The sequence below is a fragment of the Empedobacter sp. UBA5528 genome (genome assembly GCF_002426075.1).
GTDB lineage: Bacteria > Bacteroidota > Bacteroidia > Flavobacteriales > Weeksellaceae > Empedobacter > Empedobacter falsenii_B.
On record NZ_DINY01000025.1, the window covers coordinates 85,523 to 98,861 of the forward strand.

The 13,339-nt window shown below is 31.9% G+C and carries 11 protein-coding genes; 10 read left to right on the top strand and 1 reads right to left on the bottom strand.

Going from position 1 to position 13,339, the window contains the following annotated elements; translation table 11 throughout:
- Positions 1-1,042: 1,042 nt before the first annotated feature.
- The 4 genes from aspS (at position 1,043) to B4L98_RS05500 (ending at position 6,527) form a co-directional block, all read left to right on the top strand.
- Positions 1,043-2,800 (top strand): aspartate--tRNA ligase, encoded by a 1,758-nt coding sequence (gene aspS / locus B4L98_RS05485; RefSeq protein ID WP_286495565.1) that lies wholly within the window; start codon positions 1,043-1,045, stop codon positions 2,798-2,800.
- Positions 2,801-2,940: 140 nt separating this feature from the next.
- Complete coding sequence (locus B4L98_RS05490; RefSeq protein ID WP_286495564.1) at positions 2,941-4,392, top strand: MATE family efflux transporter; 1,452 nt, start codon at positions 2,941-2,943, stop codon at positions 4,390-4,392.
- 1 nt (position 4,393) lies between these two features.
- Positions 4,394-4,630, top strand: a complete 237-nt coding sequence (locus tag B4L98_RS05495) for a hypothetical protein (RefSeq protein WP_038336082.1) — start codon at positions 4,394-4,396, stop codon at positions 4,628-4,630.
- Positions 4,631-4,751: 121 nt separating this feature from the next.
- Positions 4,752-6,527 carry an AMP-dependent synthetase/ligase gene (locus B4L98_RS05500; RefSeq protein ID WP_115001063.1) on the top strand — a complete coding sequence of 592 codons (1,776 nt, stop codon included), beginning with the start codon at positions 4,752-4,754 and terminating at the stop codon, positions 6,525-6,527.
- Between the two features lie 58 nt (positions 6,528-6,585).
- Here B4L98_RS05500 and B4L98_RS05505 read toward each other — a convergent pair whose 3' ends face one another.
- On the bottom strand, positions 6,586-7,275 hold the full coding sequence (locus B4L98_RS05505) for a zinc metallopeptidase (protein WP_286495562.1): 690 nt from the start codon (positions 7,273-7,275) through the stop codon (positions 6,586-6,588).
- Positions 7,276-7,480: 205 nt separating this feature from the next.
- On the opposite strand from B4L98_RS05505, the gene B4L98_RS05510 reads away from it, so the two are divergent.
- The 6 genes from B4L98_RS05510 (at position 7,481) to B4L98_RS05535 (ending at position 13,139) form a co-directional block, all read left to right on the top strand.
- Positions 7,481-8,602 (top strand): GNAT family N-acetyltransferase, encoded by a 1,122-nt coding sequence (locus B4L98_RS05510; RefSeq protein WP_286495561.1) that lies wholly within the window; start codon positions 7,481-7,483, stop codon positions 8,600-8,602.
- A gap of 224 nt (positions 8,603-8,826) precedes the next feature.
- Positions 8,827-9,984 (top strand): M14 family zinc carboxypeptidase, encoded by a 1,158-nt coding sequence (locus tag B4L98_RS05515; protein ID WP_291077706.1) that lies wholly within the window; start codon positions 8,827-8,829, stop codon positions 9,982-9,984.
- Between the two features lie 35 nt (positions 9,985-10,019).
- The gene (locus B4L98_RS05520; protein WP_291077707.1) at positions 10,020-10,571 is read left to right on the top strand and encodes a TlpA family protein disulfide reductase; all 552 of its coding nucleotides are present in this window, start codon (positions 10,020-10,022) and stop codon (positions 10,569-10,571) included.
- The gene (locus B4L98_RS05525) at positions 10,564-11,181 is read left to right on the top strand and encodes a DUF4230 domain-containing protein (RefSeq protein WP_052217853.1); all 618 of its coding nucleotides are present in this window, start codon (positions 10,564-10,566) and stop codon (positions 11,179-11,181) included. Before B4L98_RS05520 ends, B4L98_RS05525 begins: the two co-directional genes overlap by 8 nt.
- A 121-nt stretch (positions 11,182-11,302) precedes the next feature.
- On the top strand, positions 11,303-12,343 hold the full coding sequence (lpxK, locus tag B4L98_RS05530) for a tetraacyldisaccharide 4'-kinase (protein ID WP_221856528.1): 1,041 nt from the start codon (positions 11,303-11,305) through the stop codon (positions 12,341-12,343).
- Complete coding sequence (locus B4L98_RS05535) at positions 12,327-13,139, top strand: purine-nucleoside phosphorylase (RefSeq protein WP_115001055.1); 813 nt, start codon at positions 12,327-12,329, stop codon at positions 13,137-13,139. Before lpxK ends, B4L98_RS05535 begins: the two co-directional genes overlap by 17 nt.
- The last annotated feature ends 200 nt before the right edge of the window (positions 13,140-13,339 follow it).

Consider the following 13,339-nt stretch of genomic DNA (forward strand, 5'->3'; position numbering starts at 1 on the left):
TTTCAAATGGACAATATAAGATTATTACTTCAAATGGAATAGATCAATCTATTGTACAACAAATTTTGCAACTTGATAAAAGAGATATACAAGAGGAATATAATAATGAAATTTTAGATTATAATAAATTATTAGATGAATTAACAGAATTAGTGAAATCTAATGGGATTTATTTTGACAATAAAGGAATTATATATCAAAATAACATTAAAATTGGACAAATATTGTATTCTCCTTCTGGATTTTCTGTAGATAATTATACTTTAGTTGAAAATAATAATTATAAAGTAGGTGAATTTGGAGGAAATTCTTTAGAAATTAGTGACTTAAATAAAGTTTATTCATTAAAATTAAAAGAATTAGAAAACCCATTAAAAGATAAAAGTTCAAGAGATATAAAGAATAATAAATTTTTTACCCAAATTGTAGGATTTGCTTTAAAAAATGGTTTTGCTTTAAATACTCAACTTCAAATAAAAAATTCAACAGAGGAAAGGGTTGATTATCAGAATAAAATTGCAGAAGCTAAAGCAAATTCTTCCAATTTATATGATGTCCCAGGTTTTCTTATTGACGAAAAAGGAAATAAGGTTGCTGGTAAACTTTCGATTAATTTTGAAAATGCAACAAGTAAAGTTGAAAAAAGCAATATAGAATCTTTACCTGAAAATTACGGTAAATCAGTTTATGTAAAAGCTGTAAATGAGAAAGGGAAAGAAAAATCTACACGATATAAATCAAACACAGGAGCAAAATTCTGTACAGATTCAGGAGATTGTTATATAGGTTTGAAAACGATTGGTAATGTTTTTAATTCAATTGGAAATGTAATGAGTTTAAGCACTGATTTTTCATATTTCTATAAAATTTTAAATGAAGATAACGGATTTCTTATTTTAGAAGAACCGTCTAATAATAAACTTTANNAAAAGCGATTCAATTTTGAATCGCTTTTTTTATTAAATTTATTTTCTCAAATAAGTTAGATAACTTCTTTATTTCGACGCAAAACTTTACCTTTGTCCTATAAATTTGACGACAAATGTTTAGAACTCATACTTGTGGTGAATTAACACAAGCCAACATTAATGAAAAAGTCACGTTAAGCGGTTGGGTATCAACGTTACGTGACAAAGGTTTTATGATGTGGATCGATTTACGTGATCGCTATGGAATCACACAAATCATCTTAGATGAAGAACGTTCTTCGAAAGAATTATTTGAAACTGCTCGTCATTTAGGACGCGAGTTCGTAATTCAAGTTACAGGAACTGTAATCGAAAGAGCTTCAAAAAATCCAAACATTCCAACAGGGGATATTGAAATCTTAGCAGAAAACATTACAATTTTGAATGAATCTGCATTGCCTCCATTTACAATCGAAGATAATACAGATGGTGGAGAAGATATCCGTATGAAATATCGTTATTTAGATATTCGTCGTAATCCAGTAAAAGAAAAATTAATCTTCCGTTCTAAAGTTGCGCAGGAAGTTCGTAAATATTTAGATGCACAAGAATTTGTAGAGGTTGAAACTCCAGTTTTAATTAAATCTACGCCAGAAGGTGCGCGTGATTTCGTGGTTCCATCTCGTATGAATCCAGGTGAATTTTATGCGTTACCACAATCGCCACAAACATTCAAACAATTATTAATGGTAGGAGGTTTAGACCGCTATTTCCAAATTGTAAAATGTTTCCGTGACGAAGATTTACGTGCAGACCGTCAACCAGAGTTTACACAAATTGACTGTGAAATGTCGTTTGTTGAACAAGAAGATATCATGAATGTTTTCGAAGGTTTAGCAAAACATTTATTACATACTTTCAAAGGATTAGAATTTGAACAATTCCCACGTATGACATTTGCAGAAGCAATGCGTCGTTATGGAAATGATAAACCAGATATTCGTTTTGGAATGGAATTCGGTGAAATCACAGACTTAGCTAAAGGAAAAGATTTCAAAATCTTTGATGAACAAGAATTAATTGTTGGTATTGCTGCGGAAGGTTGTAATGCTTACACACGTAAAGATATTGATAAATTAATCGAATGGGTTCAACGTCCACAAATTGGGGCAACTGGTCTTGTTTGGGCGCGTTATAATGAAGATGGAACATTTAAATCTTCTGTAGATAAATTTTATTCGCAAGAAGATTTAGCAGCTTGGGCAGAGCGTATGAACGCAAAACCAGGAGATTTAATGTTGGTGATGTCTGGTAATACAAACAAAGTTCGTGCGCAATTATCGGCTTTACGTATGGAAATCGCAGAGCGTTTAGGATTACGTAATCCAGAAGTTTTTGCTCCATTATGGGTTGTAGATTTTCCTTTATTAGAATGGGACGAAGAATCTGAAAGATATCACGCGATGCACCATCCATTTACTTCTCCAAAACCAGAGGATATGGAATTAATTGCGACTAATCCAGGTGAAGTTCGTGCAAATGCATATGATTTAGTTTTAAATGGGAATGAAATCGGTGGAGGTTCTATTCGTATTTTCGATAAAGAAGTTCAAGCAAGAATGTTCGAATTATTAGGATTTACGCCAGATCAAGCAGAAGCGCAATTTGGTTTCTTAATGAACGCTTTCAAATATGGTGCGCCACCTCATGGAGGTTTAGCATTCGGTTTTGATCGTTTTGTATCGATTTTAGATGGTTCAGAAACAATTCGTGATTACATCGCATTCCCTAAAAATAATTCGGGTCGCGATGTCATGATTGATGCACCTTCTCCAATTGATCAAACACAAATGGATGAACTGAATATTGCGTCAACATTTGTTGCAAAATAAAAAGAAAAATTTTCTATAAATATTAAAGACTACTTATTTAAGTAGTCTTTTTTTATTGATTAATTTTAAATTACATGACAATTTTTAAATGTAGAAGCAAAACCTTTGCTGTATCTTTGCAATTGTAAATAGAGAATAAATTGGAATTAAAAGAGCATTTAAGGCGTAATATCAAATTAGCATTTCCTGTAATGATTACTCAAATGGGGCAAATTTCTGTCAACATTATTGATAACATTATGGTTGGTGGTTTAGGTGGAAAATATGATAATATAGAAGATGAGGTTTTGGGGAAAACAGCTTTAGCAGCAGCTTCTTTAGGAAATTCATTATTTTTTGCGGTTTTAGTATTTGCTTTCGGATTTAGTTTTGCGTTGTCACCATTGATTGCGGCAGAAGATTCGAAAGGCGATAAAAAAATGGCTGCAAATTATTTTTCGCATAGTTTGGTCTTGAATATTACTCTATCAATCGGTTTATTCTTATTGATTACATTTCTGAAACCGCTAATGTTCTACATGGGACAACCCGCTGATGTAGTGGAAAAATGTATTCCATATCTAACGATTATGACATTTTCGATGATTCCATTGATGATTTTCCAAACTTTTCGTCAATTATCGGAAGGTTTATCATTAACGATTCCTGTTACAATTGCAACTGTTTTGAGTAACGTGATTAATATTACGTTAAACTATGGTTGGATTTACGGGAATTGGGGATTCCCACGTTTAGAAGTCGCTGGTGCAGCCTGGGGAACATTCGTTGCGCGTTTGGTGATGATGATTTTCTTAATTATTGTATTGTTTAATTTTAAGAAAACGAAATCAGTTTTGCAAGAAGTTCAATTTAAGGCAAGTAATTTTCAGAAAACTATTTTCAGAAAAATTGCTGGAATTGGAATTCCAACCGCCTTAACTTCTTTCTTTGAAATGAGTGCGTTCTCTCTGGCAGCCTTTGTTTGCGGTTATACATTTACAAACTCTATTGCAGATCAAGAATTAGCAAAAGTAAATTTAGCAGCTCATCAAATTGCGATAAATTTAGCTTCCACAACTTTTATGATGTGTACAGGAATTGGGGTTGCAGCAACGGTTCGTATTGGAAATCAATTAGGTTTAAAAGATTATAAAACCTTAAGAGAGGCAGGTTGGTCTTGTATTTTAATGGTTTTATCATTTATGATTTTGTGTGGAATTTTGTTTATTATTTTCCGTTATCAGTTACCAACAATTTATTTAGACAATCCAGATGTTATCAATTTAGCTGCATCCTTATTAATCATTGCTTCGCTTTTCCAAATGTCAGATGGCGTACAATTGGTATTACTAGGTGCTTTGAGAGGAATGACTGATGTTAAAATCCCTTCTATTCTAACGTTTATTTCATATTGGTTAATCGCAATTCCGATTGGTGTAGTCTTAGCTATTGTATTTGAAATGCGAGCATTTGGGATGTGGATTGGTTTAGGAACTGGATTAACAGCTTCGGCAGTGTTTTTGATGATTCGTTACAATCGTCAAACGAAGAAAATGATTAGGGAAAATCCTAATGCAGAAATAATTTTAGAAGATAAATTAAAAAACATATAAAATGGAATTACCAAAATTTTTATTGGCTGATAACTCTACAATGCCAGACAAAATCTTTATTTTACATACAGATTATCCTCGATTTTTATTAGATGTAGAAACTGACGATATTGAATGGTTTGAAGATATTTCTGAAGAAGAAGATAACGAAGAATTTAATACTGAAATTGCTAATTTAATTGAAGACGCTTTAGATTTTTATGATCAAGAAATGTCTTTGTTAGATGATGAAGAATAAGTCTTAAATAAATAAAATTTCTGTGTTTTTATTGGTGTAAGATTTACACTAAAATAATTTTATATGCTTGCATTATAATTTTTTTATTAGTATTTTGCAACTAAGAAAATTATTCAAAACCATGGAAATAAAAAGATTATTTGATTTTCCGCAAAATCAATTAGAAAATAATCCTCGAGAAGATGCATTGGTGTCTAAAGTGAACGGAACTTGGGTGAAAACATCTACGCAAGAATACGTTGGCAAAGCAAATGCATTTAGTCGAGGATTATTACAATTAGGAATCAAGCCACAAGATAAAATTGCAATAGTCACTTCAACTAATCGTACCGAATGGAACATCTGTGATATCGGTATTCAGCAAGTTGGCGCGATTTCCGTTCCATTATATCCAACACTTTCGGAAGATGATTTTGATTATATCTTAAATAATGCTGAATGTAAATTTATCATTGTTTCTGATAAAGGTTTATACGATACGGTTGCGGCTGTAAAAGATAAAGTGTCAACATTGGTTGGGATTTATAGTTTTGATGAAATTGCTGGAGTTCCTAATTATAAAGAAATTTTAGATTTGGGTGAAGATAATTCAACACAACATGAAGTAGATAGTATCAAAGAGATGATAAAACCTTCTGATATGGCAACTTTGATTTATACTTCTGGAACAACAGGTCGTCCGAAAGGTGTTGTATTAACGCACGAAAATATCGTTTCTGATGTTTTAATGTCTGTTGATCGTATTCCAGATTTTCCAAATCATGCGATTGCGTTAAGTTTTCTTCCGATTAATCATGTTTTCGAACGTATGTTGATTTATTTGTATCAACATTTGAGTATTGGAATTTGGTATGCAGAAAGCATCGATAAATTAGGAGATAATATGAAAGAGGTCAAACCACATGTAATGACGGTTGTGCCTCGATTAGTTGAAAAGGTTTACGATAAAATTTACAATACAGGTGCTTCTGCAGGAGGTCTTAAAACGAAAATTTTTATGTGGGCTTTAAGCCTTGTTGAAGATTACGATCCTTATAATCCAAAAGGTGGATTATTTGGGTTGAAACATTCTATCGCGAAAAGTTTGGTTTTCAGTAAATGGAAAGAAGGAGTTGGAGGAAATTTAGTATGTATGGTGTCGGGATCTGCACCTTTAGCAGCACGTTTGAATCATATTTTCTGGGGTGCTGGAATTCCAATTTTAGAAGGTTATGGTTTGACAGAAACTTCTCCTGTAATTTCGGTGAATTGTATGAAGAAAGATGGTTTCGGAATCGGAACTGTTGGTGCTCCATTAAAAGGAATCGAGGTTAAAATTGCAGAAGATGGAGAGATTTTAGTCAAAGGTCCTAACGTTACACAAGGTTATTATAAAGATCCTGAAAAAACTGCTGAAGCATTCACACCAGATGGTTATTTCAAAACGGGTGATATTGGAGTTCTTGAAAGAGGTTTACTTAAAATTACTGATCGTAAAAAAGAGATGTTCAAAACTTCTGGAGGAAAATATATTGCACCTCAAATTATTGAAAATAAGTTTAAACAATCTCGTTTTATCGAGCAAGTAATGGTTGTTGGAGAAGGAGAGAAGATGCCTTGTGCGATTATTCAACCTAATTTTCAAGTGTTGAAAGATTATTTACGTATCAAAGGAATTGCTGAACCTGCAACGAAGGCAGATTTAATTAAAGAGCCTGCAATTTTAGATATTATAGGTCGTGAAATTGAAAAAATGAATAAAGGTTTAGGACATTGGGAACAAATCAAAAAGTTTGAATTAACTCCTGATGAATGGACAATTGATGATGGATTATTAACGCCAACATTAAAATTGAAACGTAAAAATGTCTTGGCTAAATATCAAGATTTATACAATAAATTATACGATAAGAAATAATAAAAAATCCCTTCAAAAATTTTTGAAGGGATTTTTTTAATTTTATAATAATTAAGTTTTAATCTCGTCGTCCGCCCATTGCCATCATTACAAAATAAAGTAATTGCGCTAATGAACCAATCGCCGCTACTACATAAGTTCTTGCAGCCCATTTTAATGAATCTTTTGCGCCTTCATATTCGTTTGGCATTACCATATTGTTTCCTTTTAACCAAGCTAACGCACGGTTGGAAGCGTCGTATTCTACAGGTAAAGTAACAAATGCGAAAACTGTTGTTACCGCAAATAGGAAAATACCAATCCACAATAAAGTTGCATTTTTAGATGAAGCCATCACGATTAATCCTAACATCAAAATCCATTGATTTAAGCGAGATGCAACGTTTACCATTGGAACCATTTTCGAGCGTAAATGCAACATATTATAACCAACCGCATGTTGTACTGCGTGACCACACTCGTGCGCTGCAACTGCTGCTGCCGCTGCATTTCGTTCGTGGTAAACAACTTCCGATAAGTTTACCGTTTTATCAGCAGGATTGTAATGGTCCGTCAATTGTCCAGGAGTAGAGATAACACGAACATCGCGAATATTATTATCAGAAAGCATTTTTTCTGCAATCTCTTTTCCTGACATTCCGTTTGCTAAATGTACCTTCGAATAATACTTAAATTTACTTTGCAGTCGGTTACTAACAAACCAACTAATCAGCATAAATAACCCAATAATAATGTAATAACCTGTCATCTATTTTCTATTTTATTTTTTAATCAATTTTAATATTTATTCAAAATTCAAAAAGTATTCCAATAAGTGAATAGAGACAAAAATAGCAGAAAAGTTAGTTTTTTTGGCAGAGTTCTGTATTAAATCATATAAAAATGAACAAAAACTGACATTTTGCTCAAAAATTTTTGAATTGAAATTACAAAACTCATTACCTTTGTAAGCTATGAGTATTCGCATAATAGAAGTACAATCAAAACACGATTTGGAAGCATTTATTAAGTTTCCGATGAATTTGTATAAGGATAATCAATATTACGTTCCACCCTTTATTAATGAGGAGAAGGAAACATTAGATGTTTCTAAAAATCCCGTTTTTAAAGATGCTGAAGCGCGTTATTTTCTTGCTGAAAAAGAAGGTAAGATTGTGGGACGTGTTGCGGCAATTATCAATTGGCAAGAAGTCAATAATCAACAAAAACGTAAAATGCGTTTCGGCTGGTTTGATATGATTGATGATATCGAAGTCACGAAAGTACTTTTGGCAAAAGTCACGGAAATAGGTAAAGAAAATCAATTAGAATATATAGAGGGACCAGTTGGTTTTTCGAATTTGGAAAAGGCAGGTTTGCTAACTTTCGGATATGATAAATTGGCTACAATGGTTGGTTTATATAATTTTCCGTACTATGCGCAACACTTAGAATCATTAGGTTTTGAAACGGCTAATGAGTGGGTGGAATATGAATTGGCTGCACCAACAGAATTGCCAGAAAAGGTTATCAAATTTAATAAAATTATTCGAGAACGTTACAAATTACGAGAATTGAAGTTTACAAAAACTTCTGAAATTATTCCGTATGTCGACGAAATGTTCGATTTGTTAGATAAAACTTACAGCGAATTGGATACTTATGTGCCAATTGCGGATTACCAAATAGAATATTACAAAAAGAAATATATTCCGTTTATCAATCCAGATTTTGTGAACTGTATTGTTGATGAAGACGGAAAAATGGTTTCGTTTGCAATTACGATGCCTTCTTACTCGAAAGCGATGCAAAAAGCGAAAGGTAAAATTTTTCCTTTTGGTTGGTGGCATTTGATGAAAGCAAGTAAAAATAATGATTCTGCTCAATTTTATTTGATTGGAATTGATCCGAAATTTCAAGGAAAGGGAGTTACAGCATTGATTTTTAATGCAATGTTTGATACGTTTAGAAACAACGGGATCAAATTTTTGGAAACAAACCCTGAATTAGCGGACAACGAAAGTATTCAAGTTTTATGGAAAGCATATAATCCTGTAAATCACAAACGTCGCAAAACTTTCAAGAAATCAATTTAATATAAATAATAATGTTGTATATTTTGGATTAAAATTCGTCAATTCGAGTGATTTTTAGAAAGATTATTTTTAAAAATTGTATCGAGAATTAAGATATATTTTATCTTCAAAAACCTTATTCTCGATACAAAATTCTAAACGAATTTCACTCGAATTGACGGTTTTATTTATTTTGATAATCAAAATTTATGACATAGAAATTATAAACGTATAACATAATAAATATGTTTGATATTCATCAATTAGAGAAAGAATATACAACTTTCAGACAAGAAGGTTTTGATTCTAAATGGTTAAATTTTGAAGCTTTAAATCACTATTTTTCATTAAAATCAAGTCAAAAAGAGCAAATTGGAACATCTTTTTTAGGAAATGAGATTTATAAATTAAGTTTCGGGAATGGAGAAAAACGTTTATTGATTTGGTCTCAAATGCACGGAAACGAATCTTCTGGAACGCGTGCAATGTTTGATGTGATTAATTTTTTTGAACAAAAATCTGAATTAGCTCAAACCATTTTATCTCAATTGACAATTGATTTTATTCCGATGTTAAATCCTGATGGTGCAAATGTCAATACACGTAGAAATGCGGTTGGAATTGATATTAATCGTGACTTTTTAGCAAAAGAATCAACAGAAATTCATGTTTTGTTGAATCAAGTGGAGAAAGGAAATTATCAAACGTTATTCAATTTGCATGATCAGCGTACGATTTTCAATGTTGGACAAACAGCAAAACCTGCAACGCTTTCTTTTTTGGCGCCTTCTTACAATGTTGAAGAAGATGTAAACGAAGTTCGCGAAAAAACGATGGGAATTATTCAGGCAATGAATATTGAATTGCAAAAAGTAATTCCTGGTCATGTAGGTCGTTATACATCAGAGTTCTATCCGATGTCTACTGGGGATAATTTTACAAAAATGGATTATCCGTGCGTATTATTTGAAGCGGGACATTTTCCGAATGATTATCAACGTAATACAACAAGAAAATACAATGCATTGGCTATTTTAGCAGGATTGAATGCTTTAGCTACGCAAGATAACTTTCCGTTTGATAAATATTTAGCGATTCCTCAAAATGGACAAAAATATTTGGATGTTGTGATTCATAATGTTCAAATTCTGAATGGTGAAAAATCTTCTGTTGTTGATTTGGGAATTTATTTTGAAGATGAATACAACGAAGAAAATAATTCGGTAGAGCAAATCGCAAAAATTATTGAAATTGGTGATTTGCGAAAATTTATTGGTCATCTCGAAATTGATGCTGAAAAACAAGTTTATAAAGGAGCATCCAAAAATTATCCTTTATTGAATCAATTGGCGACTTTCGAAATTGGCTCAATTAAAGTTGAAAATGGGCAAATCATTTCATAATTATTTATACATTTAACCTATAAACTAAAAATACAATGAAAAAAATATTAGCAATTGCACTTGTTGCAATGTTGGGATTTTCTACGCAATCGTTTGCTCAAAATAAAGTGTTGAATCGTACGATTACAACTGAAAATGGGAAGAAAATGTTGACGGGAGAATTCAATAGAAAAGCTTTGGAAGAAGAAGATTTTAAAGAATGGTATCACCACGAATATGACACTTACGAAGTTGAGAAAAGTAAATTGAAAGGTTTAAAAGATTTACGTAACTACCGTTTGGAAGTTTTTGTAGGAACTTGGTGTCCAGATTCTCGTCGTGAATTACCACGTTTGTACAAAATTTTAGATGATATTAAATTTCCTCAAAATCGTTTGAAAGTGATTGGTGTAAATCGTCAAAAGAAAAGTTTCAACGGAGAAGAAATCAATAAAAATGTGACTCACGTTCCGACAATTATCGTATATAATAATAAAAAAGAAGAAGTTGGTAGAATTGTAGAATCTCCAGTTTCGGGCTATCTAGAAGAAGATTTGGCACAGATTGTGAATGGTACGCCATTGACTCCAAATTATGCAAATGAATAATTTAAAGAAAATAATTCTTGTTGTTGTAGCCTTTATTTTTGGTGTGATGATAACGTATTTCATCATGGATAAATTCAAATCTGAAAGCTATACCGAACAATCTCATGTGATTGCGTATCAAATCGAACGAATGAATAAAATGATTGTTGCAGAACAAACCTATTCAGATTTATACAATCACACGTCAAAAAAATCATTGCCAGGTTTAACTGATATTTTTTCTGCGGATAAAAAGGTGACACTTTTGGTGAAAGCCAAAGCACAAGCAACGTATGATTTAAAAAAAATGGATATTGAATTGGATTCGGTGAATAAAAAAATCATCATCAAATCTATTCCTCCAGTTGAAATCCAAGTATATCCAGATGTTAGTTTTTATGACATGGATCAAAGTGTTTTCAATAAATTTAGTAAAGATGATTTGAACGGAATTAAAAAACGTGCCGTGGAGCATGTGGAAAAAACTGTGGATCAAACCAAACTAAAACAAGAAGCACATCAACAATTAATTCAAAATCTTGGCGATTTGTATTTCCTTGCAAAAACCTATGGTTGGAAGATAGAAGATAAAACGAGTTATGCCAACGAATTGAATAAATTATACGATTAATAAATAATTAAAAACCTGTTCCGATAGAATAGGTTTTTTTTCGCTGAATAAAGAAATGAAGTGTTTCTTTCTTTAGAATTAAAATTGAAAATAGTATTTTCGCTTAATATTAAAAATAAAAATGAATTGGCGTAGATTTTTACTTCCATTTTCTGGTTTATATTGGATAGGAACTTCGGTTCGAAATCTGTTTTACAATATAGGAATGATGCGTTCCTCATCATTCAATATTCCAATTATTAATGTTGGAAACCTTTCTGTTGGCGGAACGGGAAAGTCACCTCATATCATGTATTTAATTGATTTGTTGAAAGACGAAAAATTAATTGCAACATTGAGTAGAGGATATGGACGAAAAACAAAGGGTTTTTTGATTGCAAATTATTCTTCAAAAGTGTATGATATAGGAGACGAACCAATGCAGTTTTTTCAACGTTTCAAGAATAGAATATTGATTGCTGTTTGCGAAGACAGAGCTTTTGGTGCACAAAAATTAATTGACCATTATAATGCAGAAGCAATTTTGTTGGATGATGCATATCAACATCGAGGAATAAAAGCTGGTTTCAATATTTTGTTGACCGATTACAATAATCCATATTACAAAGATTTTTTATTGCCAGCAGGTGATTTGAGAGAGAGTAGAAGTGGAGTTCGTCGTGCAGATATTATTATTGTAACGAAATGTCCAGACAGAATTTCGGAAGAAAAACACAAAGAAATTTCGAAAAAGATTAACTTAAAATCTCATCAGCAATTATTTTTTTCGAAAATTGTTTATGATAACAAATTGATTGGGAAATTGGATAATGTTGAGAAATCGACTTGGAAAAATCTGAATGTTATTTTAGTTACAGGAATTGCTAAAACAGATGGTTTGGTAAAATTTGCGGAAGAAAACTTTGCAAATGTCTTGCATTTAGAATATCCAGATCATCATAATTTTAGTCAATCAGAAATTGAGTATATTTACAAACGATACGAAGATACGGAAGGTAGAAAGCGTTTTGATAAAATTATCATGACAACAGAGAAAGATTATATGCGTTTGATGGAAGAATCCATGATAAAGGACGATTTATACTACATTCCGATTAGTATCGATATTAACGATAAAGAAAAATTTAATCAAACTATTTTAGAGTATGTTGGACAGAATTAATGAGGCTGTAAAGTACATCAATAATTTATTGCCAGATCAACCAGAATTTGTAATTGTGTTAGGGTCTGGATTAGGAAAATTAGAAGATGAAGTAGAAAATAAAGTTGTTATTAGCTACAAAGATATACCAAACTTTCCTCAAGTAACAGTAGAAGGGCACAAAGGTCATTTAGTATACGGAACTATTTTAGGTAAAAAAGTTTTGATGATGGCTGGTCGTTTCCATTATTATGAAGGATATTCGATGGAAGAAGTAACGTTCCCAATGCGTGTATTTAACGGATTAGGAATTAAGAAAGTTGTTTTATCGAATGCTTCTGGAGGTGTTAATCCAAATTTCCAAGTTGGAGATATTTTATTGGTAAAAGATCATATTAATATGATGCCAGAACATCCTTTACGCGGAAAAAATATTGACGAATTAGGACCTCGTTTTGTGGATATGTCTAAAGCATATGACAGAGAAATGTTGAATGAAGCTGCAGAATTTGCAAAAGCAAATGATATCCTGGTTCATCAAGGAGTTTATGTAGGATTACAAGGACCAACTTTCGAAACGCCATCTGAATACGGATTGGTTCGTTTTATTGGAGGAGATTGTGTTGGTATGAGTACAGTTCCTGAAGTTATTGTTGCTCGTCACATGGATATGCGCGTTTTTTGTTTATCTATTATTACAGATTTAGGTGGACCAGAAATTTCATTCGATGTTTCGCACGAAGATGTATTAAATGCAGCGAATACAGCAATGCCAAATGTAATTCGCGTGGTAAAAAGCGTAATCGAGAATTGTTAATTTTTGATATTACTTAGATAAATTAATAAGCCAACTGAAAAGTTGGTTTTTTTTTTATTTTAAAGTATTTATAAAAGCTACTATTTATTGAAAATCAAAATTTTATAAATATTGTTGAAAAAGAGTAGTAATTATTTTGTAACGGTTCTTATTGCTTAGTATTTCAATCTATTTCCGATAACTCTGTAATCTTCCCTAAA